17 protein-coding genes are annotated in these 25,163 nt (G+C 60.9%); 11 read left to right on the top strand and 6 right to left on the bottom strand.

Annotated elements, in window-relative coordinates; all coding sequences use genetic code 11:
- Positions 1–123: 123 nt before the first annotated feature.
- The 3 genes from BH682_RS33865 to BH682_RS33855 all read left to right on the top strand — a co-directional run bounded on the left by BH682_RS33865 (position 124) and on the right by BH682_RS33855 (position 3,053).
- Positions 124–1,350, top strand: coding sequence for a L,D-transpeptidase (locus tag BH682_RS33865; protein ID WP_037127158.1), 1,227 nt, complete (start codon positions 124–126; stop codon positions 1,348–1,350).
- Between the two features lie 399 nt (positions 1,351–1,749).
- Positions 1,750–2,109, top strand: a complete 360-nt coding sequence (locus tag BH682_RS33860; protein WP_019747377.1) for a BlaI/MecI/CopY family transcriptional regulator — start codon at positions 1,750–1,752, stop codon at positions 2,107–2,109.
- Positions 2,106–3,053, top strand: a complete 948-nt coding sequence (locus BH682_RS33855; RefSeq protein ID WP_019747376.1) for a M56 family metallopeptidase — start codon at positions 2,106–2,108, stop codon at positions 3,051–3,053. The genes BH682_RS33860 and BH682_RS33855 overlap by 4 nt, the downstream gene beginning before the upstream one ends.
- A 239-nt stretch (positions 3,054–3,292) precedes the next feature.
- Here the strand turns inward: BH682_RS33855 and BH682_RS33850 are convergent, their stop codons facing one another.
- Positions 3,293–4,555 (bottom strand): prolipoprotein diacylglyceryl transferase family protein, encoded by a 1,263-nt coding sequence (locus BH682_RS33850; protein WP_232354276.1) that lies wholly within the window; start codon positions 4,553–4,555, stop codon positions 3,293–3,295.
- A gap of 587 nt (positions 4,556–5,142) precedes the next feature.
- Between BH682_RS33850 and BH682_RS33845 the strand changes: the two genes are divergently transcribed.
- The gene (locus BH682_RS33845; RefSeq protein ID WP_019747374.1) at positions 5,143–5,907 is read left to right on the top strand and encodes an acyl-[acyl-carrier-protein] thioesterase; all 765 of its coding nucleotides are present in this window, start codon (positions 5,143–5,145) and stop codon (positions 5,905–5,907) included.
- Positions 5,908–6,056: 149 nt separating this feature from the next.
- Here the strand turns inward: BH682_RS33845 and BH682_RS33840 are convergent, their stop codons facing one another.
- Both BH682_RS33840 and BH682_RS33835 read right to left on the bottom strand, forming a co-directional pair.
- A complete protein-coding gene (locus BH682_RS33840; RefSeq protein ID WP_075836375.1) occupies positions 6,057–7,238 on the bottom strand; it encodes a HAMP domain-containing sensor histidine kinase in 1,182 nt (393 codons plus the stop codon).
- Positions 7,235–7,993 carry a response regulator transcription factor gene (locus BH682_RS33835; protein WP_075836373.1) on the bottom strand — a complete coding sequence of 253 codons (759 nt, stop codon included), beginning with the start codon at positions 7,991–7,993 and terminating at the stop codon, positions 7,235–7,237. The genes BH682_RS33840 and BH682_RS33835 overlap by 4 nt, the downstream gene beginning before the upstream one ends.
- Positions 7,994–8,133: 140 nt before the next feature.
- Between BH682_RS33835 and BH682_RS33830 the strand changes: the two genes are divergently transcribed.
- From BH682_RS33830 to BH682_RS33800, 7 genes are all read left to right on the top strand, one after another.
- The gene (locus BH682_RS33830; RefSeq protein ID WP_075836370.1) at positions 8,134–8,403 is read left to right on the top strand and encodes an SHOCT domain-containing protein; all 270 of its coding nucleotides are present in this window, start codon (positions 8,134–8,136) and stop codon (positions 8,401–8,403) included.
- A 78-nt stretch (positions 8,404–8,481) separates the two neighbouring features.
- Positions 8,482–10,065 carry a multicopper oxidase family protein gene (locus BH682_RS33825; protein WP_075836368.1) on the top strand — a complete coding sequence of 528 codons (1,584 nt, stop codon included), beginning with the start codon at positions 8,482–8,484 and terminating at the stop codon, positions 10,063–10,065.
- 514 nt (positions 10,066–10,579) lie between these two features.
- Positions 10,580–10,807, top strand: coding sequence for a heavy-metal-associated domain-containing protein (locus BH682_RS33820; RefSeq protein WP_030537788.1), 228 nt, complete (start codon positions 10,580–10,582; stop codon positions 10,805–10,807).
- A 48-nt stretch (positions 10,808–10,855) separates the two neighbouring features.
- Positions 10,856–13,159 carry a heavy metal translocating P-type ATPase gene (locus BH682_RS33815; protein ID WP_047270630.1) on the top strand — a complete coding sequence of 768 codons (2,304 nt, stop codon included), beginning with the start codon at positions 10,856–10,858 and terminating at the stop codon, positions 13,157–13,159.
- Between the two features lie 363 nt (positions 13,160–13,522).
- Positions 13,523–15,988 carry a heavy metal translocating P-type ATPase gene (locus BH682_RS33810; protein WP_019747368.1) on the top strand — a complete coding sequence of 822 codons (2,466 nt, stop codon included), beginning with the start codon at positions 13,523–13,525 and terminating at the stop codon, positions 15,986–15,988.
- Positions 15,985–16,737, top strand: coding sequence for a DUF305 domain-containing protein (locus BH682_RS33805; RefSeq protein ID WP_019747367.1), 753 nt, complete (start codon positions 15,985–15,987; stop codon positions 16,735–16,737). Before BH682_RS33810 ends, BH682_RS33805 begins: the two co-directional genes overlap by 4 nt.
- A 408-nt stretch (positions 16,738–17,145) precedes the next feature.
- Entirely contained in the window at positions 17,146–18,429 is a 1,284-nt protein-coding gene (locus BH682_RS33800; RefSeq protein ID WP_075832375.1) for an IS256 family transposase, read from the top strand.
- A gap of 11 nt (positions 18,430–18,440) precedes the next feature.
- Here BH682_RS33800 and BH682_RS33795 read toward each other — a convergent pair whose 3' ends face one another.
- The 3 genes from BH682_RS33795 to BH682_RS33785 form a co-directional block, all read right to left on the bottom strand.
- Positions 18,441–20,135: a hypothetical protein gene (locus tag BH682_RS33795; protein WP_143542641.1), complete on the bottom strand. Its 1,695-nt coding sequence runs from the start codon at positions 20,133–20,135 to the stop codon at positions 18,441–18,443.
- Between the two features lie 604 nt (positions 20,136–20,739).
- Positions 20,740–23,295 (bottom strand): S8 family peptidase, encoded by a 2,556-nt coding sequence (locus BH682_RS33790; RefSeq protein WP_075836364.1) that lies wholly within the window; start codon positions 23,293–23,295, stop codon positions 20,740–20,742.
- Entirely contained in the window at positions 23,295–24,299 is a 1,005-nt protein-coding gene (locus tag BH682_RS33785) for an AAA family ATPase (protein ID WP_075836362.1), read from the bottom strand. Before BH682_RS33785 ends, BH682_RS33790 begins: the two co-directional genes overlap by 1 nt.
- Positions 24,300–25,163: the final 864 nt, after the last annotated feature.

Below are 25,163 nucleotides of genomic sequence, written 5' to 3'. Positions count from 1 at the left end.
TAGGCCTGTCCGTCGAAGCCTCTCTTCTCGTTGTCCGCTCTGATCTTCCATCTGATTACTTGCGTCCCTTGCGAATCACTGTCTTCGTCGGCGCTCCCCACCCACTGACGTGAAGGAACAATTATGGCCTCAACACGGCATACAGGGTTAGTCGTCCTTGTCCTTATGGTCGCAACGCTGACAGGATGCACCTCCACAGCACCGCAGTCCGCACCGAGTGACACGGGTGCGCCCGCCGAGAACGACTCTCCTGTCTCCGCGCTGGTGATGACTCCTTCCGGGGGGACAGATACCGTCAACCCCCTTGATCCGGTCACGGTGGAATCTGTTGGCGGGAGGCTCGACTCGGTAGTGCTCACCGAAGTGGGCGGGGCTGTGGTCGATGGCATCTTCACCCCTGACCGGCAGGTGTGGAAACCCGGCGCGTCCTTGGACTACGGGAAGACCTACACGATGACAGCGTCAGCCACCCAAAACGATGGCTCACGTCTCGATCAGTCCAGCACCTTCTCCACAGTCAAGCCGCGGAACCTGACCAAACCATCCTTCGTGACGGCCGGGGGTAACCTCCTCACAGATGGTGGCACTTTCGGGGTAGGGATCGTTATTGTCACGCATTTCGACGAGCCGATCCTCGATCGTGCAGCGGCGGAGAAAAGCCTGACTGTGCAAACGTCGGTGCCGCTCGAAGGCTCGTGGTACTGGGTGGATGACCAGAATGTTCACTGGCGACCTCGTGCGTACTATCCCCCCGGCACCGAGGTCACGGTCCGGGCTGCGGTCTTCGGCGTCCCGCTCGGTGGCGGACTGTTCGGACAGGAAGACGCCACGACTGCATTCACCATCGGCGACTCGCATATCGCCGTCGCCGACGATACGACCAAGCAAGTGACGGTCACGAGCAACGGCAAAACTGTGCGCACTATGCCGACATCGATGGGCATGGGAGGAACCGAGCTCGTCAACGGCCAAACGATCTCCTTCTGGACCCAACCAGGCATTTACACCGTCCTCGATCAGGCCAACCCCGTGATCATGGACTCGTCGACCTACGGACTTCCCGTCAATTCCCGGCTGGGGTACAAGGAAAAAATCAACTACGCCACCCGAATAAGCACCGACGGAATTTACCTTCACGAACTCGAAGACACAGTCTGGGCGCAAGGCAATACCAATGTTTCACACGGCTGCTTGAACCTCAGTCGCGCCAATGCTCAATGGTTCTATGATTTTTCGCTTCCCGGAGATGTCGTGGAGATACGCAATACCGGCGGCGCCCCTCTCGAATTGTGGCAGAACGGCGACTGGAGTGTGCCGTGGGACCGATGGTCGGAAGGCAGCGCGCTGTAAGACCTGTCGCCCTGCCGGCAAACGATGCTGAATCGCAAACAGAAGCTCCGCGCGAGACGTTCTCCCGTAGTCGACGCGAAAGTGCTGGATAAACCTTTTGACACTGTCAGAGCTGACAGGGGTTCGGCAGATCGTCACGGGAGGAGGTCGCCAGACACCGCCGCCGTATCGGGGCGGCGACGGGAAGCAGAACAGATAGTATTTCTACAGGGCTTCGGTTCGCCGTCTCGGCAACCTCCAGCGTGCAGAGTCGACACGACACCCTCATCGAGCGGTCCCACATCACTGTGACCGACGAATCACCGACAGCGCTGGTTGGGCCCCGTACGAAAGCGACGGAGGTTGCAGGTTGGGCACTCGCACGGTGCGGTGACGAATGCAGCTCTACGAGGAGGAAAAATGCAAGGTCTGGGAGAGCTCGAGGCGCTGGTGATGGATGTGCTGTGGCGCTCCACCGAACCGGTCCGTGTGCGCGACGTCATCGACGGCCTCGATGACGACCGTGAACCGGCGTACACGACGGTGATGACCGTCATGGACAATCTTCATCGCAAAGGTTGGGTGCATCGTCAGCGAAACGGGCGCGCGTACTGGTACGAAGCCACGCGAAGCCGCGAGGAAGCGGCAGCTGACGGGTTGCGCGCACTTCTCGAATCCACCGGAGACCCGACCGGGGTCCTGTTGCATTTTGTTCGCGGGACATCCGACGTCGAATCGAAGATCCTGGCGCGTGGATTGCGTGAACGAGGCAAGAAGTGACAGCCGTCCTCGCGTGGGCGGTCGGTGGCCTTCTCGTTGCCGCACTCTCCCCGCTGTTCCTCGGATCGATGATGCGTCGCGGCGTTGATCCGCATGTCGTCCTCGTCTTGTGGGGCGCTCTGGCACTCGGAACTGTAGTGAGTATCAGTGTCCCGGTGATCTTGAGCCTTTTACCCAGTCACGGTGGTGTCTCGTCGCTGATCGAATTCGCCCACAGCTGTTGGCTCGCCCTTCACGACGACGCGCCGGCCAGGCTCGAGACGGCGGTGGGTGTACTCGGTGGGTCAGCCCTGGTCATCGGGGCGGTGCGAGGCACCGTCCATCTGTTCAGCTTCTCCCGCACTCGCCGCGAGCTACACCAGCAGCACCTCGGGTTGCTGCGCATTCTGGGGGGTGCACGGTCCTCGTCACTGCTCTGGCTCCCGGTTTCTGTGCCCTTCGCCTACAGTATCGCTGGGCGCCCCGCGCTTGTAGTTGCGAGCGACGGATTGAGAGATCAACTCGACACCGAGGCTCTTGCTGCAGTACTCGCACATGAACGAGCACACATCACGGGGCGGCACCATCTGCTCGTCAGCGCAGCTCAAACGCTCGCCTACGCGTTTCCGTGGCTTCCGATCATGCGATCTTCGCCCCCATTGGTCCGTGCGTTGGTGGAAATCGAAGCCGACTCCCGAGCCGTTCGTCAGCATGGGCGCGAATCCGTGCACCGCGCACTCTGCAGTATGACACCTCACGAGGTGCCCGTGGCGGCTCTGGGAATAGCGCAGGATTGCCTGGCGTTGCGACTTGATCGTCTGTCCTCCCACCGCACCCACCACCCGGCGCCCATTCGCTACCTCCGCACCCTTGCTGCCTGCGGAACGGCGATCGTCCTACCTGCGGCGCCTCTTCTGGCGCTACTGGGTGCGATGGCGATGGCTTCATGCGCAGCAGGTGCTTGAAACAGTGCGAAACCGGGTCGTGGACGAACAAGGAGTCCGGCCCGCAGGGGGCCAGTGCTCAAGGCCGGTTCACCCCCTCCTCGAACTGAACCGGCCTCATGCACCGAACGCGGCGCCAATCGAATTGGCCAGATCCCGCGCGAAACTTGATTCGTGGCCATCCCAATTTTCGTGAGACTCACCTTCTGCGCACGTGGCATCGGCAGAAAAGCGCAAAAGGCTACTACTCTGGGTCACGATCACACCACGCCCAGCAGAATCGTCGCGACGATGACAATTCCGCATGCCGCGCTGGTCAGAAGCCGCCCGCGCCGTGTATGAGGGTCCGCACGATAGGGGAACAACCCTTGACGGACCCACGTGTAGATAGCCGCGGCGACAACGAATACTGCTCCGTCATAGGGCGTTTCGGTGCCGTAGAGGACGAAAATCAGTGTCGCGAGGCCGATGATCAAGCCTGCGAACGCTTCGATCAGTTGCACGGGGATTCGGCGCACCGCGAGAGTCCGGTCCGAAGCCCACATTCCCCATCTCGACCTGGTAGGTCGACCCGAACAGCATCCTGTCAAAAAGCATCCCGGGCGCCCGATCGCAATCCCGAGAAACAACCCGGGCGTTGTCATGTCCAGTAACACACCGACGCCCAGACCGAAGGCTGCTCCGCCGAGCACCAATACCGCGAGCGACACCACCAAAAATCCTTGTATGCATGCGCCGGCAGAGACGAATTTTCGAAGGCTCTGGCGGTGAAGTGCCAAGTACCAGAGCTTCGCACCCACGTAGCCGAGAAGGCAGCCGAGGATCGAAATGAGAACTGCCGCAGTGGCGTTCTCGCTCATACGGGTCAAGAGCAGTGCCTGCATGACGATGGCGAACACTGCACCCAAACCGACCAACAGCGGCCACGTCCAGAGTCGCACGCCGGGCCCGTGCACCAATGGCGCTGCGGTAGTCCAGGCCGTGGCGGTCTGCGGAGCTGCGATGTCGAACTGCCCGGTGGTATCGTCCGGAGTTTCGATGCGCTCGGCACTGACAGTCCAACTACCAGTGGCGATTCCGCGGATTCTCGCAGTCACCGCGAAGCGCCCCCCCGCTGGAACACCGTTGACGTGGGTGACCCTCTCGAAACGTTCCGGTTCGCTGCCCGGGCTGTTGCGGGCTCCTCGGAACAGAATCGACAGATCGGAAGTAACCTCGGGCGATTCTCCCCAGTACGTTGCTGCGAGCCCCTGTGGTTCTATCTGCGTGAACGCTTCAGCGCACCCACCGCCGGGCGCAGCGAGTTCCGTTGCAGCGGTCGACTCGTCGTCACCCAATGGCTGGACAACGCGTTCAGTGCCCGATGGCTTGGCGGGCATCGCCTTTTCGGCGATGGCCGGCGCCGGCGCTGCTTGAGCCAAGGCAGGGGCTGGTGTCGGCGCTGCTTGAGCCAAGGCAGGGGCTGGTGTCGGCGCTGCTTTACTCAGATACGCCGCTGCGGCCGCTGCGGCCAGTTCTTCCACGGCACTACCGGCCGGACTGGGCCTAGCACGGGGTGTTGTGCCGACTTCGTCGTGCGGTCGTGAAGTGGGGTTCCGCTTCGGTGACGTGGCGCGTCGGGCTCGACTCTGCGTCGTAGACCGCTGTTTCGCGCGGGTTTTGGTTGATTTTTTGCTCACCGTCGCCCCAATCTCTCGGTTGGCGCGGATGCCCACCGAACTACTAAGGTCGATAGTAGCTGAACTACGAACCTGGATAGTAGGTAGAGGTCGAGCGCGAACGCGCGGGTGGGCACTGCGGCGAGACGAGGCGCTTCGAGGCCGAGCCGAGGAATATGGGAATTCCATGGTGCCGCAACGATCTTGGGCACACTCACGAAGAGCCCTGGAAAGGACATCGAACGTCAACCGGCAATCGCGCGGACAGTGTAGTAGTTTGCGAGACTGGATAGGCTCCTTGTTCACCATGTTCGGAGACCGGGCACGGACTACTGGGTACGACTGCGGCAGACCCGGCGGCTGATGCGGGACTGGGCGTAGGGATCGCACTACGTTGCAGCAAGGGTGTGCAAAGTATCGAAGCGAACAATCACATCTAAGGGATCTGCAAAATGGAAGCTGACGCGATGCGCAACCACCGCCTGGTGGATTTGCCGACCAATGGCGCGGTGTTCGAAACCTCTCGGCCGGTACGGACGGGAGATATCGACGTCTCCGGGACGGTGCGACTCGATGGCGTTGCACGTTATCTGCAGGACATCGGTTTCGACGATCTCGATGCGAGCGGCGCAGCGGCTGCCCACCCGGTGTGGGTCGTGCGCCGCACAGTCATCGATGTCATTCGTCCGGTCAGCTGGCCGGCTCGTGTGCGCATGCGCAGATGGTGCTCGGGGTTGTCGAGCAGGTGGTGCACGATGCGTGTCCGCATCGAATCCGACGGCGGCGGCTTGATCGAGACCGAAGGATTCTGGATAAATCTCAATCCGGTCAACGGGATGCCTTCCAGGATCGAAGAGAGTTTCATGGCCGGACTCGGTTCGACCGCCAACGATCACCGATTGAAGTGGAAACCCTGGCACACCGCTCGTCCGGGCGATGGGGAGGAAACGACATTCGTCTTACGATCGAGCGATATCGATCCGTTCAACCACGTCAACAACGCCACGTATTGGCAGCCTGTCGAAGACCTGATCAGAGATTGGGCCGGACCCCGAAATCCACTCCCCTACCGAGCGATTCTCGAATATCGCTCTCCCATCACCGCGGGAAACGACGTGACCGTGCGGTATCACAGTTCAGGGGAGAGCCTGAGTAGTTGGTTCCTGGTCTCGGGTTCGGTGTGCGCGAGTGCCTACGTCACAGCGATCGAAGTGTAAGTCCCCGGGCCGGGTCACCTCTGCGCTCTGGTCTCTTGAATCGTCATTGATCGGTTCACCTCACGAGTTCTTGACCAGGTGTGCCGGTAGCGGCGGGGTGAGTGGGTGTTCCCGGAGCGTTTCCATTACCTCGAATGTCGCGTCGAATGTCACGCATCGACAGTTCCCCGGCAGTCGATGTGCCGCCCTTTCGGACGATGTACTGGCAACGCGATAACGAAGGTGGTGCCTTGCCCGGCTCCGTCACTCGCGGCGGTGATCTGTCCACCGTGTGCTTCGACGAGTGCTTTCGCGATGGACAGTCCGATCCCTGCCCCTCCGTGAGCACGATCGCGTGCTGCGTCGGCGCGATAGAAACGCTCGAACAGATAGGGGAGGTGCTCGGCGGCGACTCCATCGCCTTCGTCGGTGAGTGTGAGGATGAACCGATCCCCTTTCACCCGTCCCCGCACCTTCACTGTGCTCTGTGATCGACTGTGGCGCAGTGCGTTGTCGAGCAGATTGCTCAACACTTGCCCTATGCGCTCCGGGTCCAGCCACACCGACGGCAGATTTCCGGGGACGTCCACGCTCAGAATGACTGCTTTCGTGTCGTATCGTTCTTCGTGCGCCGCTACCGCTGAGCTCACCAGTACCTCAGGTCTGGTCCATGTCGGTTCGATTGCAGCTCGATTCGTCTCGGCATCGGACAGCGCCGAGACGTCGCCGGAAAACCGTGCCAGACGTCGGGTCTGATCTCTGAGCATCGCAATGGTGTGATCATCGAGAGCTTCCACTCCGTCTTCGAGCGCTTCCATGAATGCTTCGAGAACAGCTACCGGCGTCCGGATCTCGTGCGCGAGATCTGCCAGCAACCGTCGACGCATCGACTCGGCAGACTCGAGTCGAACGGCCATTTCGTTGAAGGCCGTCGCAAGTGCGTCGAAGTCGTCACCGAGCTGCGGCGGCGGGACTCTGGCCGCGTAGTTTCCCGCCGAGACTGCCGTGGCGGCAGTTGACACCGCAGTCACCGACCGCTGCAGCCGACGACTGAGATACCAGGTCACAGCCAGCGCGCACAACGCAGCTGCGCCGATCGCCACGGACAACGAGACCGCAGTTGCCGAGCGATATGCCTGCTCGGCGTGCATTTGCTCCTCAGACATCGGAGGCACGCCCGCGCGGCGCAGATGCTCGCGGAACAAACTCGGACCGACAGTGACTGCAACGACCCATGAGGTGGCCGCTCCTGCCACCACAACGAGCGTTTGGGCCATCAGCAAACGCACTCCGACGCCGAGTCCTCGGCGGGTACGCCCCTGATGAGACGAAAGTTCTTCCAGGGTAGTCATTTTCCGGAACCCATTCGGTACCCGATGCCGCGCACGGTATTGACGTACGAGGGCGAGGCGGGATCATCGCCGAGTTTGCGGCGCAGATGACCGATATGAACATCGACCAGATGATCATTCCCTGTCCACGCAGGGCCCCATACCGCTTCGATCAGTTGCCGACGGCTGAATGCCATGCCCGGCCGAGCAGCTAGTACCGCCAACACGTCGAACTCCGTCCGAGTCAGCAGAACCGGTTTCTCGTCGACCCACACCTCTCGCCCGGCAACGTCGATCCTGAGCACCCCGAACGTCATCGGCGGACTCTCTTCCCCTCGGGTTACCGCTCCCGCGGTTGTACTGTGCGCGGCTCCGCTGCGGGGTCTACGCATCATCGCGCGGATCCTCGCTACCAACTCTCGGGGGCTGAACGGCTTGCTCATGTAATCGTCTGCACCGACAGAAAGCCCGACGATGGTGTCCACTTCCTCGCTGCGAGCAGTCAGCATCACCACGTATGCATCCGAAAACGTACGAAGTTCCCGGCACACCTCGATACCGTCGATACCGGGGAGCCCGAGATCGAGAACCACCACATCAGGATCGACCTCACGTGCAAGGGCGAGAGCGTCGAAACCGTTGTAGGCCACACTCACCTCGAATGACTCTCGTTCGAGGTAACTCGAGATGATCGAGGCCAGTGGGCGTTCGTCATCGACGACCAGTGCCCGAAAACCTGCGTAACCGTCGGTTGACCGTGTTGACGTACTGTCCATGCAACCATCGTGGACTCCTCAGCCGCCGCTGCGCACGCGATACACGGTATGCGGTCACCTCTTCAGCGAATCTTCATAGAAAGCACACCAATCCCAGAGGGTTCGGCGAGCACTGTCGAAGGTGAGGAGAGTGAACGGACATGATGTGGTGGAGCGAGAATTCGGGTTATGGAATGGGTTGGGTCAGCTGGATTCTGATGGCGCTGGCGATGATCGCATTTTGGGGATTGGTCATTGCGGCCCTACTTGCATTGTTTCGTCCCAGACGCAGTGACCGCAGCGAACTCCGTGGTACGAATGCGCAGCACCTGTTGGATGAGCGCTACGCCCGCGGCGAGATCGACGATGACGAGTATCGCTCCCGCAGAGAAGCTTTGGATCGATCCTCTCGTCGACACGAGAGTCGTTGACTCTGGGACGCCCGCCCCGGGCCCGGTGGCGTATCAGTTCCGCTTCTCCACAACGACTAGACAAGGACAATCACAATCATGGCTATTGCGCCGTCCACAGGATCGGCTTTCAGTCGACGTACGTTTCTCGCCGCCACGGCGGCGGGGGCGGGAGGCCTGGCGTTGACCGCATGCACCACCAGCGGATCGTCCAACCCGACCCCCCCGCCGTTCGACAAGAATGCCATCACGACCGCTGAGGCAGCGCGCCCGCATACCGGTCGCACCGTGGACTACACGCTCAATCCGCAGGGCGCCGATATCGATCTCGGCGGCATCACGGTGCGCACCCTGGCATACGGCGACAGTATTCCCGGTCCCTTGATTCGCGCGAATGTCGGTGACGAGCTCGCAATCACCGTCAACAACAGACTCGATCATCAGACATCGGTGCATTGGCACGGCATCGCGCTTCGCAACGACATGGACGGCGCCATGCCGGCAAGCCCGAACATCGAATCGGGGCAGAACTTCACATACCGTTTCTCCGTACCTCATTCGGGAACGTACTGGGCTCACCCCCATGTCGGTCTCGACACCGACTACGGCCTCTACCTCCCCATCATCGTCGACGACCCCCGCGAGCCCGCCGACTACGACGCCGAATGGATCGTCGTTCTCGACGACTGGACGGATGGAATCGGCACGAGCCCGCAACAGATCCTCTCCGACCTCCAGTCCGGAAACGGCATGGGTTCGATGGGCGGATCCGGAATGGGCAACATGCCCGGCATGGGTGGAATGAACCACGGGTCGAACGAAACCACGCCGCCCCCCACCTCGGGTGGCCCGAGCTCAGCAGCATCCAGCGCTCTGCTCGGCGGGGACGCGGGTGACGTCAGCTACCCCTACTATCTGATCAACGGGCGGATAGCTTCCGCACCGACAACATTCTCGGCCGCTCCCGGTCAGCGTGTGCGAATTCGCATCATCAACGCGGGTGCGGATACCGCTTTTCGAGTCGCCCTTGCCGATCACGTGATGTCCGTGACCCATACGGACGGCTTTCCGGTCGTACCGACAGAAGTCGATGCGCTTCTCCTCGGCATGGGTGAGCGCTACGACGTGATCGTCACGGTCAAGGACGGTGTATTCCCGCTCGTCGCCGCGGCCGAGGGTAAGAACGCTCAGGCTCGGACGCTGCTGCGTACAGGCTCGGGCGCTGCGCCCGACGCGTCGTTCCTCCCTCGGGAATTGGCAGGTCGAGTGGGCACGGTCGAGACGTTCACTGCAGCCGAAAGTGTCGTTCTGCCGCGAAGCGATGGCACCGGTGTCGATCTCGTGGCAGACCTCGGGGGAGACATGATGAGCTACCAATGGACGATCAACGGTCGGAACTACGACCAAACCGAACCTCTGACCGTCAAAGAAGGGGACCGAGCCCGGCTCACGTTCACCAACATGACGATGATGTGGCATCCCATGCATCTGCACGGGCATACGTTCCAAGTGGTCAAAGGTGACGGCGGTGTCGGCCCTCGTAAGGACACAGTCATCGTTCGTCCGATGGAATCTGTCGCTGTCGATCTCATCGCCGACAACCCGGGCGACTGGATGCTCCACTGCCACAACGGATATCACCAGGAGTCGGGTATGATGACCCGCTTGGGCTACATCGTCTGACACGTGGAGACGTCCGAACACACGATCACACCAGCACGGGAGGCGCGACCTGATTGGGCCGGCATCTCATTCGATGCCTCTTCCTACCCCGTTCGGCGAGGTGAGATTGTGGCCGCCCCGGCATCGGGTCAGCGTCCCGGAATCCCCGGCCTCTGCCCTGCCGCTGGACTGGGATCGAAATCCCGCGAACGGCGCAACTGCCCATGACTCCGGTGTACACCTGGCGACACTCCACGGGCGCTCGAAATTCGACGTTCTCTGCGCGGGCGAATACACGAGGGAGAATCCGACCAAATGTCCGACGGAAGTAGTCGAGGCGCAGCCTTGACTCACCTTCTCCTAACGCGAGTATAGTAGAAACAGGTACCCCCCTGGGGTACCAGACGGGAAGGGAATCATGAGCGGTCAGACTAACTCGCAGCCGAATCTACTCGATAAGACGCAACGCGGCTGTGGATGCAACTCGACGAAGAAATCACCCACGACATCCGCGCCCACCCCTACGGAGGACATCATGTCTGCAACCAACAACACGTTCGCGGTCACCGGCCTCACCTGCGGGCATTGCGTCGGCGCCGTCACGGACGAGCTGCGCGCCCTCCCCGGAGTGAGCGAGGTCGAGATCGATCTCGTCGCCGGAGGAGTCTCCACCGTGACCGTCACAGCTTCAGCGCCACTGACCGAGGAACAAGTAACTGCCGCGCTCGACGAAGCCGGCAACTATCATCTCGCGAACATCTGACCGGGCGCCCACACCGCCAGCGTAGGCAGGTCAGGAGAGGTACATCTGATGAGCACCCTGGACAACACGACCGTCGCTGCCGAGTCCGCACACAGTGTCGAACTGGTCATCGGCGGCATGACCTGCGCCTCCTGCGCCGCGCGAATCGAAAAGAAGCTCAACAAGATCGACGGCGTCACCGCGACAGTGAACTACGCGACCGAAAAGGCGAAGGTCGATTTCACGGGTGCGGTAGCACCTGAAGACTTGATCTCCACCGTCGAGGCAACGGGATACACCGCCACCTTGCCTGCCCCCAAGGGCTCGTCCGGAGAGGTCGGCACTACCGACGGGGTGGACGCCCGAATCCAGGACGAGGCTTCGCAACTGCGGACCCGACTGCTCGTCTCGCTCGCATTGACTGTGCCTGTGGTCGCATTGTCGATGATCCCGCCATTGCAGTTCACGAACTGGCAGTGGCTGGCCTTGACGCTCGCATCTCCCGTCGTCGTCTGGGGCGCACTCCCCTTCCACCGCGCTGCACTGACGAATGCCCGACACGGCGCGGCAACAATGGACACTCTGATCTCGGTGGGGGTGTCGGCGGCCTACCTGTGGTCACTGTGGGCGTTGTTCTTCGGTCATGCCGGAATGGCCGGCATGAAGATGGAGTTCAGCCTGTTCCCACAGCAGGAGGGCGGAGCGGACCACATCTATCTGGAAGTCGCTGCTGCGGTCACCGTCTTCATACTGGCGGGGCGATATTTCGAAGCCCGCGCCAAGAAGCAGTCGGGTGCAGCCCTACGCGCACTGATGGACATGGGAGCCAAAGACGTAGCGGTGTTGAGGGAACACACCGAGATCCGAATTCCCACCGAACAATTGGTGGTCGGTGACATCTTCGTCGTACGCCCCGGCGAAAAGATCGCGACCGACGGCATCGTCACCGACGGCACATCTGCGGTGGACGCCTCCATGCTGACCGGCGAATCCGTGCCAGTCGAAGTGCGCCCTGGCGACGCCGTTGTCGGCGCCACCGTCAACGCTGGAGGGCGACTCCTCGTTCGAGCAACTCGTATCGGCGCCGACACTCAGCTCGCTCAGATGGCACGACTGGTCGAAGATGCACAGAACGGCAAGGCTCAGGTCCAACGTCTCGCCGACCGCATCTCCGGAATCTTCGTCCCGGTCGTCATCGTTCTCTCACTGATGACGTTGGGTGCGTGGCTTTTGACCGGTCACTCGATGGTGACGGCGTTCACCGCCGCCGTTGCCGTGCTGATCATCGCGTGCCCCTGTGCATTGGGGTTGGCAACACCGACGGCGCTGATGGTCGGAACGGGCCGCGGCGCCCAGTTGGGGATTCTCATCAAAGGCCCCCAGGTTCTCGAATCCACCCGTCAGGTCGACACCATCGTGCTCGACAAGACCGGGACCGTCACCACCGGGCGCATGAGTGTCGATTCGACAGTCGGCGCAGATGGCGAGAATATCGACGAATTACTTTTTGTCGCAGGAGCGTTGGAGGACGGCTCCGAACACCCGATCGCGCAGGCCATCACTCTTGCAGCTCGGGCTGACGGCCGGCCGTTGCCGAGAATCGAAGGTTTCTCCAACCACGACGGCCGAGGCGTCTCCGGTGTCGTAGACGGCCGAGCCGTTGCTATAGGTCGGCGAACCTGGTTAGAGCAGGACTGGTCTCTCGTCGCACCCAAGAATCTGGAAGTGGCCGCACACGACGCGGAAGCCGACGGAAAGTCCCCGGTGTGGGTTGCGTGGGACGGTTCGATCCGCGGAATCGTGGTCGTTTCGGACACTGTCAAGGACACCTCGAAAGAGGCCATCACTGCATTCCGAACCTTGGGACTACGTCCCATCCTGTTGACCGGCGATAATGCTCGCGCCGCCGTCGCCGTCGCAAAACAAGTGGGGATCGAAGCCGCCGATGTCATCGCCGAAGTCTTGCCCGCGGACAAAGTAAGCGCCGTCAAAGACCTCCAAAGCCGTGGGTATACAGTCGCTATGGTCGGTGACGGTGTCAACGACGCCGCTGCTCTGGCACAAGCAGACTTAGGTCTGGCCATGGGCACCGGCAGCGATGTCGCCATCGAAGCCTCCGATCTCACCCTTGTCCGAGGCGACCTGCGCTCCGCCGCAGATGCGATCCGTCTGTCGCGCTCGACGTTGAAAACCATCAAAGGGAACCTTTTCTGGGCCTTCGCCTACAACGTGGCGGCGTTGCCTCTGGCGGCGCTGGGGTTGTTGAACCCGCTGATCGCCGGCGCTGCCATGGCTTTCAGCTCCATCTTCGTCGTCACGAACAGTTTGCGCCTACGACGATTCACCAGTCATGCCACAAGCTCCGATCACTGATTTGATCCCGAATTCGACTGCCCCGATGACCTTCCGTCTGCCCTGAACTCTTCGGACGCGATGTGCGGGAGAGGTCCCACTGTCCACCCGCAACGAATCCAAAGGTTTCACTTCACGACGACCACCATCACGGACGAGGGCAGTCGTCGACTGCTTGGGACACCATGGTCCTTCATCGAATCTTCACCAAACATCTAACCAAGGCATATCCGCCACCGGCAGGCTCAGTATTGAGACACACGTGGACCCCACAACATCACGCCCCAGAGGTGCCGACGATCTGCCACAACACGGGAACATGCCACCGAGGTATCCGCACAGTCGCTGCCGCAAGAATGGCGGTCACAACGAGAGGGCGCAGAGATGAATCGAACCACCGTTCTCGAAGTACAAGGATTGCAGTGGGCGACATCGAAAGCCGCAGTCGAATCAACTCTCCTTCGCCGACGTGGCGTCGTCTCTGCTGAGGCCAACGTCCTCAACCAAACTGCCACGGTCACCTACGACCCGGCTGCAACCTCGATACCCGAACTGTCCCAATGGATCCGGGACTGCGGCTATCACTGCGCAGGGCGATCAGTGCCCTCCCACAGCTGCGACCCCCTCTCCGAACCAAACGACAGCACCAGCGCCACGCCCTCTGAATACCACGTTCATTCAGACCACGCCGACACATCAACCGACGCACCGGTCGAACACCCCGGCGAATCTCCTCACGGCGAACACACAGCGCACGAACCACATGCTCAACACTCTGCACAGGACATGATGGGGCACGGAGGCGCCCACGCCGGAATGTCGATGGACGACATGGTCCGGGACATGCGAAATCGCTTTCTCGTCGCTCTCGTTCTGTCCATTCCGATCATGCTGTGGTCCCCGATGGGGCGCGACATGTTCGGATTCACAGTTCCCGCCCCGTTCGGACTCCGCGACGACGTATTCACCCTGATACTGAGCTTGCCAGTGGTGTTCTACTCGGCCTGGATCTTTTTCGACGGCGCTTATCGGGCTCTGAAGGCCCGCACCCTCGACATGATGGTCCTCGTTGCCGTCGCCGTCGGGGCGGGTTGGCTCTACAGCGTCGCCGTCACCTTCACCGGCGGCGGCGAGGTCTTCTACGAGGCCGCGTCGGTGCTGACGGCTTTCGTCCTGCTCGGACATTGGTTCGAGATGCGAGCCAGAGGTGGAGCCAACGACGCGATTCGCACACTGCTCGAACTGACCCCGCCATTGGCAATCGTGTTGAGAGACGGCGAACCCGTCGAAGTTCCCACCGCCGACGTTGTCGTCGGAGACCTGTTACTGATCCGACCAGGCGGCAAAGTCCCTGTCGATGGAACGGTCGAGAGCGGAACTTCCGAAGTCGACGAGTCAATGGTGACCGGGGAAAGCCTTCCCGTATCCAAAGAACCGGGATCCGCAGTCATCGGGGCTTCCATCAACACGACGGGCACACTTCGCGTCCGAGCAACCAAAGTCGGTGCCGACACCGCCCTGTCCCAAATAGTGGCGTTGGTCCAGGAAGCGCAGAACTCGAAAGCGCCGGGGCAACGGTTCGCTGATCGGGCCGCGTTCTGGCTCGTCCTTGTTGCTCTGATCGGCGGCACCGGCACCTTCCTTGTCTGGTGGGCGGCGGGTGCAGGAGTGCAGACCGCGCTTCTGTTCGCAATCACCGTCGTTGTCATCACCTGCCCCGACGCTCTCGGTTTGGCCACGCCCACCGCCATCATGGTCGGCACCGGACTCGGAGCTCAACGAGGAGTGTTGTTCAAAAATGCCACCGCGCTGGAATCCTCGGCGCGCATCGAGACGGTAGTGATGGACAAGACCGGCACCCTCACCAAAGGCGAACCCGAAGTCACCGACGTCGTCGTCGACGGTATCGGCACCGATGAACTCCTTTCCCTTGTGGCCGCGGTCGAACGCGAGTCCGAACACCCCCTCGCCGGCGCGATCGTCCGCTACGCGGCCGAACGCGGCGCCCCGGAAGTTCCACTCACAAATTTCCGTAATGTGCCAGGTCACGGTGCGGCTGCGGAGGTGGACGGTCGTCGAGTGGCGGTAGGCAACCGCAAACTGATGATCGCCGAAAACGTCGACTTCGGCACATTGATGGGCACACGCGACGACCTCGCAGCCAGCGGGCGAACAGCAGTACTCGTCGCCGTCGACGGACACGGCGTCGGGGTGATCGCACTCGCCGACGCTGTCCGAGAGACTTCCGCCGCCGCAGTGGCGGCGCTGCACGACTTGGGCGTCGAAGTCGTCATGCTCAGCGGCGACAACGAAGCCACCGCACAGCGCATCGCGGGCCAGCTCGGTATCGATACCGTCATCGCGGAAGTGCTCCCCGGCGACAAAGCCGCCAAGATCGTCGAGCTGCAAAATGCCGGCAAAAAAGTTGCAATGGTCGGGGACGGAGTCAACGATGCTCCCGCGCTCGCACAAGCGGACCTCGGTATCGCCATCGGCGCAGGTACCGACGTCGCAATCGAAACAGCGGACCTCGTGCTGATGCGGTCGGACCCACTCGACGTACCGGTCGCACTACAAATCGGGCGAGGCACCCTCCGCAAGATGCGACAGAACCTCGGATGGGCCGTCGGGTACAACGTCATCGCCCTCCCCATCGCCGCTGGAGTCTTCGAACCCTCCCTCGGACTTGTACTTCGCCCAGAGATCGCAGCGCTGTCGATGTCCGGGTCCAGCTTCATCGTCGCCGTCAACGCACTACTGCTGAAGCGACTACGACTCCCTTCTCCCCCGGATCAACACCGGCCTTCACCAAGCACTACCCCGAAGACGACCTCACAGAACGCCTCATGACCGGACAACCGATCTCCCAACGAAAGGGTTTCCCCGATATGAAGAAGATCCTCGCAATCAGCGCTGCAGCAACTGCGGCACTATTCGTCCTCACCGCATGTAACAGTTCCAATTCCGATGGAACCACCTCCACACCGATGTCAATGAGTGTCGAGTCCAGTAGCTCGGCGGACGCGAGCACTCATAATCAGGCAGATGTGACATTTGCCGAGCAGATGATCCCGCATCACAGTCAAGCCGTCGAGATGAGCGACATGCTCCTCTCCAAAGACGGTATCGACCCCCGAGTGACAGCGTTGGCTGAACAGATCAAAGCGGCGCAGGGCCCAGAAATCGAGCAGCTGCAGGCCTGGTTGACCAGCTGGGGACAGAGTTCGTCCTCCTCTGGCATGGATATGCCGACCACCTCTCACAACATGGAAGGCATGACACCCTCCAGCAGCATGAACATGCCGATGCCCTCCACCAGTATGAACATGCCCATGCCCTCCGAAAGCATGGGAACGATGCCCGGCATGGAGGGGATGATGTCCGCCGAGGACATGACTGCACTGCAGAATGCGCAGGGAACAGATGCCGCGAAACTGTTCCTCACACAGATGATCGACCATCACCGCGGAGCAGTCGCGATGGCGCAAACTGAAGTTGATTCCGGACAGTATCCAGAAGCGATCTCCATGGCGCAGAACATCATCCGCACGCAAAACGAGGAAATCACCACCATGGAAGACATTCTCGCCACGCTGTGATCACAACTTCAGGCGGTCGTTACCGAGATCTCACTCGGATGTGAGCGCACGCGGCTCGGTGTCTCTGCTCGACGAGGATCCCGGCAGAGGCACCGAGCCTTCTCGGCGACAGGCCAATACCCCTCTGAGGACGCCGAACAGTCTGGAGGCAACCTCATGTGGAGGGATTGGTCATCACATCCGCCGATATCTCGAGATCAGCGTGCGCGGGTCACATTCGTCGTTCCTCAAGACGAGGATGGAACGCGAACACAAAGGAACCGACGCCTGAAACCGAGCCGAATCGATTCATTTACATCCTGAAACGGTTCAGGCGCAAACCGTGCCCATCGACCAGCGAGGGACTGATCGGGTACGCGAACGGGACTGTAAGAACAACGGTGTAACTCTGAAAGGAGATACGCCACTATGACTGACGTGATTGAACGTGAGACAGAGACGAACTCGGCTCAGCCGGGTATCAGCGATGCGCGGCTCAAAGAGCTGGTCGAGCAGGCGCGAGCCGAAGGGCTGCAGTTGACCGGAGATGGTGGATTGCTGTCGAAGCTGACCAAGCTAGTCGTGGAGTCCGCGCTCGAAGGCGAGATGGACGACCACCTCGGATACGGCAAGAGCGACCCGGCAGGCAGGGGCAGCGGCAACTCCCGCAACGGCAGACGAGCCAAGAACGTGTTGACCGAGGCCGGCCCGGTCGAACTCGAGGTGCCCCGTGACCGGGATTCCTCCTTCGAGCCGAAGATCGTGGCCAAGCGGCAGCGTCGGCTCTCAGGCGTGGAGGACATGGTGATCTCATTGTCGGCCAAGGGTTTGACGACCGGTGAGATCGCTGCACACCTGGCCGAGGTGTACGGAGCTGATGTGTCCAAGCAGACGATCTCGACGATCACCGAGCGGGTGATGGAAGGCATGGCCGAGTGGCAGAACCGGCCGTTGGATCCTGTGTACCCGGTGTTGTTCATCGACTGCATCCACGTCAAGATCCGCGAGGGCAACGTCGCTAACCGGCCGATCTACGTCGCGATGGGGGTGACTGTCGACGGCACCCGCGACATCCTCGGATTGTGGGTCGGTGAGCACGGCGACGGGGAGGGAGCGAAGTACTGGCTTCGGGTGTTGTCCGAGCTGAAAAACCGTGGTGTGCAGGATGTTCTGATCGTCGTGTGCGATGGTCTCAAGCATCTACCCGACTCGATCGAGCAAGTGTGGCCACAGACCATCGTGCAGACTTGTGTGGTCCATCTTCTCCGTAACACCTACGCCTATGCCTCCCGCAAGGACTGGTCCGAGATCGCCAAGGACCTCAAACCCGTCTACACGGCTCCGTCGGAGCAGGCCGCGCTCGACCGATTCGCAGAGTTCAGTGACAAATGGGAGAAACGCTATCCCGCGATCATCAGGCTCTGGACTAACGCCTGGGCTGAGTTCGTGCCGTTCCTACAATTCGACAACGCCATCCGGCAGGTCATTTACACGACCAACGCCATCGAGAGTGTCAACGCTCGAATCCGCAGGGCTGTCAAGGCCCGTGGACACTTTCCGACCGAGGCCGCGGCCTTGAAATGCGTGTATCTGGCCATCATGAGCCTCGATCCCAAAGGCACCGCCCGCAGGCGCTGGTCCAACCGATGGAAGGCAGCACTGAATGCCTTCGAGATAACGTTCGACGGACGGCTGTCTGCCGGACGAAAGTAGTTAGAAACCAATCAATTACACCGTTTTCTGGACAGACCCGTTCCAGTGACCAGCGAGGATGTCCGTATCTGGGCGGCGATGTCTGCGGTGGTAAACCGGTTCGGGTCCACGGGCTTTCCGCTACGGATCGTTTCTGCGGCCAAACTACGCAAACCGTTGTAAAGATCGAAACCTTCGGCAGTCACCACGTCCTCGACCACAAGGTCGATCAGCTCCTGGGTGCTCGTGGCGCCTTCTGCTGCAGTGGCGTGCCTGGCGACCAGAAGCGCGAAGAAGGGACGTTCGATTGCTTCCTCGAGATCGTGGCCAAGGCCTGTAATAGGTCGGCCAGCAACGAGAGTCATCAGTCGGTCAGCTTGTTCCCTTCTCAGAGAAGGGATTTCAACAAGAAGGTTTTCGTTGACTTTCTCCGGAGCCCGAGAAGTCAACAGTATCCGGGACTTCGGCCATCGCACGACGAAGTCGGTGGCCTGTCGAAGAGCCGTCGCGGCTCTGTCGGTGCGCTCGTCAAGGCCGTCGACGACCACATCCACACCCGTCCGGGCTGGGGTATCGCTTCCGACCTCGGTGGCGATATGCTCACCGAGAGGTTGATCAAGGTCTCTGACGGCCACCCACACCGGCACGGGCGCACTCAAATCCTGGCGGGCCTTCGCCAAGCTCGCGCGTAACCATTCTTCCGCGATGTCGGACTTTCCCGACCCGAGTGGCCCCGTCAGTACTCGCAGCGCACCAGTGGCGAGCGCGTGGAGTGCTTCGGGAACGGAGACAGGATGCGTGAGGCTGCGAGCGATCTGATCTGGGGACAGGCCGGCGCCGGCGCGGCGGGATTCGAGCCGGCGCTGAGAGGTTGCCTCGATCCGATCCAAATATGCCTCTCGTGTCACTACCTCGGACTGCGTCTGGGCCGCTGTTCGGACATGCACATGATGTGTGTCCGTCCGCAGCATGTTTATGTCGACTACGGCCCCCAACGCGTCATAACGTCCGGCTGTCGCCGCGAGACGGTCACGCAGCCCGACTCCGTCCGTCGTCGCCGCGATTCCGTCCAGGGAAGTAGCGACCGCGGCCCAATCTGCTTCGTCCGGGCTTTGCAACTTGAACCCGATGATACGAAGACGTCTCAGCAGAACCCAGGTCAGTTCGAGCACCTCGACGTCAGTAAATGCTCGTCCGTTTAGCGAAACCATCTTGAGCAGGTGTGTGTAGCGCTCGCGGACGGGTTTCGACCACCGCCCATCTATTTCCGACGCGGTGTGGAAGTCGTGGGCGTTGCTAACTGACCGGGCGATGTCGCACAACTTGGCGACCTGATCCCACTCCGTCTTCCAGCCGGCAACCGCCACTGCGACGTATCCGTTGGGGTGTGCGGCCACTTCGTCGAGCAGCGACTTCACCAACTTGACCGTCGGCGCATCACTGGGCACGAAGCGCGGCGTTGCTCGACATGCGACGGCGAGTGAGTGGTCACCGGCGCCGACGAGGAGATCGTCGACCGGATGCGCATGCCCGGTCTGGAACGCCAACGAGGTAACCGGAAGATCGTTCATTTCACTGCGGCGACTGCAGGCGAGCATGCTCGCCAGGTAGGTGACGGCGACGCGGTGGGCGAAGGTGACCCCACCACCACCGGTCGAATACGTGTTCACGCCAGACAAAGCCGTCTTCGCTGCACCGTCGGTGGGGTTCTCGTTCGCGCTGCTCATCGCTATCTCCAGATTGTGGTTCACGCGCGAATGCCACCGCTTCGCTTCGAAGAACACTCTAGGACAATCCAGCGACACACCCCACAACCTGGCCATGTCGCCCAAAGTAAGTCCACCGCCGCATACCCGGGTGCGATTGTGTCGCAATGCATGCAACTTCAGAGCTGAATGTCGTGAGCATCGACGGGACCTGCGTTGGGAAGTCGACCCGAAACACCGGTTCCCAAGATCAAGCTCCAGCCCCCGTTCGACGAGCCCGCACAGAGAGTCGCCTCATCATTACACCCAGTGCCGTTGTGCGCCGTGCTATCCCGAAATCGACAAAGGACGTCGACGGCAGGTGAAACTGGTTCTGGCTCACTTTCCGTGACGGCTCCACCGTCGCGACACGTGTCGTTCCGGTAGGACTTGGATCGCGAGGGCGATGATCGTTCTAGAGTTCTGAGAACTGCTGTGACCTACGATGTCTGCTGTCTCGGCAGATGATCTGCCGAACTTGCATCGCTTCGTCCGCGGCCTCGAAACCGACAACGCCGACACCGCCGACACCGACGATCCCAACCCACACGGCAACCTTGAGGCTGTCCGCGTGCACTCTCGGCAACTACGTCTCGATGACGATTTCGGGAGTGATCTGCAGGGCAACGGGAGTCCACAGATCTACCTCCACGTTGGGTGATTCGATACTCACGATGAGGGAGTAGTGCACACCCAGATCGCTTTGGTCGTAGGCGCGTCGGTCCTTCCACCATCCTGCAACCGGGTAAACCGCGATCGCTTCCTTACTGGCCAGGTTGGCTGCGGGGCCTTCCCAAATATCGGTGTGCAGGGAGCCGTGTGATTGTTGTTGGTTGGCACCGAACAGCCACCCCGGCTCGGTGCCCAACGAGATCGGCTTCTCGCCGTCTGCGCGGGCACGGGCGTTGACACGCATTCTGAAGGTGTCGATGTTGTCTTCGGGCCTGCGGACGGCGAACCGCAGCATGTGGGATGGATAGGCATATCGGCCGGCCCAACCACGATTGGATGGGTTCGGCTCGACAAAATAGGACAAGGTCACGCGCAGTCGGACATTGACTTCGCCGAGCGCTTCGAGTTGAGCTTTCGGCCATGGAAGCTCGTGCAGGTTCATCTCGCGGGATCGTCCGACGGCAGCCGTACCGTTGTCTCTCTCGAAAGGCCGAATTTTCGCTTCGGCAATGAGCGTCAGAGCATCCGACGCGCTGTGCAAAGCTCGGGACAGGCTCGGCACACCCATTCCGTAACGACGAAGAAGTTTGATCTTCTCCGCCTTGTTCGGTGCCGAGTCGAGTCGACGGTTCATCACATCCGTCCATTGAGCGGAATGAACGATTAACGCACGCACGGTCTCCGGTCGGAGTCCGGGGTACTCAGCCATGATCTGGCCGGCGAGCGCGGCGACTTGAGCGGTGGCTGCAGATGTGTCCCGGGTGGTCGTGAATGCTCGTTGTTCCAGTCCTTGGAGCCTGGTAGTCAGCACCGCCATGCTCTCGGGAGTGTGCGCGGCCAACCGGTCCTGTGACACCGCAACGTTTCCTCCCTCGGCCACGACGTCGGGTTTGAACGGCCACTTGGAGCCCTCGAACCCAACCGAGGTTCGACTCGTCGGGGCCAGCTCGCCGCGGGGCGCCAACGGTGTGTAGCCGTCGAAGATCGGGTCCGCACCTCCCATGTCCGCCTTGTCTGTGAACGCACCTACTGTCAGCGCGTTCCATGCTTGCGCGGGATCTTCGACCGGTTCGCTATCGCAACGGTCGAGGTGGTTGTCTGTAGGAAATATATCGCGAATGTTCCCAGCTGAGATGATGAAAAGGCGAGGCTTCAGCTGTTCGGTGCGGTCGAGATAGGTGAGCTTCGAGGCAGTATCGTCAATTGCCCGCCCGAAGGCCAGCGCGTCCACGGCGGCAGACCAGGACGTGGGCTTTCCTGCATTCATCCCACCGTCAGCATCGTCTTCACTACGTGGGGGTGACAGTGTCGTGACTGCAAGCATGAACGCACGACTGCGGCGCGGGGATTCGATTTCGGGCCGGTCAACAGATTTAGCGGTGACGGCACCGTAGAGGTCGCGGTTATTCTCACCGGTGTCGGGAAGAAACTTCACAGACTCAAGACGATGGCGAAGGTGTACGTCGTGCGAGTTCATGACCGCAGAATGAAGGTCTCCGTACAGTGCAAGGCCAGCCATCTCCGTCCCGTGTCCGTACACAGGGGCGCTCTTCCAGGTCGGATCCACGACAAAATGGTCGGACGCATGCAACGAGTGCTGCAGCAGAGGATGGCCGTCCTGAACCCCCGTGTCAACTACGCACACAGCCGGCGCATCCTTGCCCGCCGCTTGTACGCGGCCACGGAGTTCGTTGACCCAGTCTGCCTGTTCGGAGGCAGGCATCTCGGTCAGGACGCTGGCTATGTCATGCGGCCAACGCAACTCGGCGAGGTCGTCGATCGACTCGAAAATTCCGGAAAGTTCGTCGACTGTTGCCTGCAGGAGCAGTACCGTTCGATCAGCGAAACCGAGATAACTCGCGCTGGTAGGCAGTTCTCTTTGCCTCGCCTGCTCATTGAGTCTCTGAAGCTCGTTTCCGTCGCGGTGACGGAGCCAAACCTCCCACCAGCGGCGTTCACCGTCCTCGGCCGGAAACAGCCGATCAGGGTCGGTCCACAACTCACGAATCGTGGCGCGGCGAATCGACGCAATCCCCTCAACAAGAGCAGCATGTTTGACCGTGTTCTCCTGCAGCGTGGCCACGTACGCGCTCAAGCGCGTGAGGAAGTACTCCTTCTTGCCGTCCGGAATGTAGACAGTAGCCATCTGTATCGACCCGGCGCTGGTCTGTGCTTCTTTGACCACGACTAGCTCGGGCTGATCTCCGGATGCCTGGGATTCGAGGCTTTTGAGCGCCAACTCCAGCCCTGCAAAGGAGACGAAGGTGACGAAGGTGCCTTCAGGGTCGTCACCTTCGTTTGCGGGCGCGAGTGCCGCATCCAGTTCACGCTCGAGGCGTCGCCCATGTGCAGCACGATCACCGTCGAATGACTGCCCTTTCTCTCCGTCACGGCCCAATACAACAGGTTTGAATGGCTCTCGTTGTGGCGGTGTGGTGATGACGAGATGCGACTTGTTTCTCTCTGCCATTACGGTTGTGCATTCCCATTCCCGTGGAAGCCGGGTCGGCGGCGGTCTTCGAGCGCCGAAACCAGATCGTCAGTTCGTATCTGTTCTCCGCCGGAGAGGACTATGCGTTTCGCCGCGTTCTCGGCAGCAACAGTGATCTCGGCGTGGCTGAGGCCGCTGGCAGCCCCAATGATCCGTTTCCACCCCAGGTTGCTGAGGCGGAAGTTCGCGAGGCGATTCTTGATGAGCGTCCGGACCGCGTCCTCATCGGGGAGAGGGAAAGGTATGACTGCCTCGAATCGACGAAACATGGCTCTGTCCAACAATTCTGGATGATTGGTTGCAGCCACAATGACACTGTCCGAAGTGTCTTCTTCGAGGAACTGGAGGAAGGAGTTCAGGATGCGTCGAACCTCGCCGACATCATTGCCAGCCATCCGGTCGCCAGCCAAGGCATCAACTTCGTCGAAGAGGTACACCCCCTTCGTCTCTGCAAGAGCATCGAAGATCATACGAAGCTTCGCAGCAGTTTCTCCCATGAACTTCGTGATAATGGTATCCAAACGGATCGCGAATAGTGGCAACCCCAACTCACCAGCGATCACCCTCGCCGTCGAAGTCTTGCCCGTACCTGGCGGACCTACTAACAACAACCGGCGCACGGGGGACAACCCATGCCGAGCGAGATCTTCACGACGGCGCTGTTCGAGGAGCACATGCTGCAGTCGATCGGAGACGTCTCCAACCAAGGCGAGATCGGACAAGCGCGCGTCCGGGTACGCCACAGTCAGCAAGGAGGCAAGTTCACCGCGCGGCTGTGCGACTGGCACGACAGACGCGATGCGCGTGGACTGCACCGCTTTCCTGCGCAGTTCGTCGACCATGTCGCGCAGTTCATGAGAGAACCGCTCTTGGCCGGAACGCGCCGCCTTTGCTGCAACCTGCATCGCCACCGAGTAGAACTGAGGATCGTCACCGTCGGCATGACTCTTGATCAGGGCCTTGAGCTGGTCGTTCGTCGCCATCGGCCCTCCTCGGAGCTCATAGGTGCGTAAGGTTCTGCGTGCGCAGACATGCGGATCATATCGCTGGCGACCTCATGCCTGATCAGGCGCGCCTCGGTCTACACCATTGAATTCGAGCTTAGTCCAAGCTTAGTCCGAGCTTTTCACCCGTCAGCCTGGCTAAACACCACCCACGGACACCATCGGCGCCAATCTGTCGCCGATCGAGTACGAGTTGCGCTGCGAGAACCCATCCGTTCCGGCCGGATCTTCGCATTGCCAAGGGAAACGAAGGGGCAGGTCGCATTTGGTTAAGCGGTTCAGGATCTTCCCGAGTCCATATCCACCCCATGCCAGGTGTCTTTGTTTCACGGCCGTCACGGGCGATGAAATATGCTGTGCAAGAGACACTGTCAGAAGATGACTGTTGAGTGAGGTCGTGTTCGAGTTCATCAAGTTCTCGGCAGTGCTCAGCGAGATCAACTCCCAGCAGCCCGTTCCCCGTCGGCAAAGGTTTCGTGGTGACCAACAACTGAACTAGGTGAATCCGGGGAGCATAGGAAATTGTCTGCTCGCCGGATTCGTTCGGCGCTTCTCGCTCAGCGAGGAGGGTAAACCAGTTGCCAGAGTTGGTATGTCACATCGTTCGGTCCGCCCGGACTCCCCTCCGTGGGTGTCATGTACGTGACCGCCCCTCTGGGTGAGTTTCGAACGCGCATTGCGCGAGCAACCAGCGCGCACCATTCACGTCGCGGCGATCGACGCTGTCGGTCAGGGGTTCGGTTTTCGCGAATTCCCTCAGGCGATCCCCTCCAGGGTGAACCGATGGCCATTCCACGGACGTGCTCTGTGGCCCGACGTGGCAGTTAAGACGAGTTCGATCAC

Source organism: Rhodococcus sp. YL-1 (assembly GCF_001942025.1).
Lineage (GTDB): Bacteria > Actinomycetota > Actinomycetes > Mycobacteriales > Mycobacteriaceae > Rhodococcus_F > Rhodococcus_F qingshengii.
Note: the sequence above shows the minus strand (reverse complement) of the source record. Positions and strands in the feature narration are given on the sequence as shown.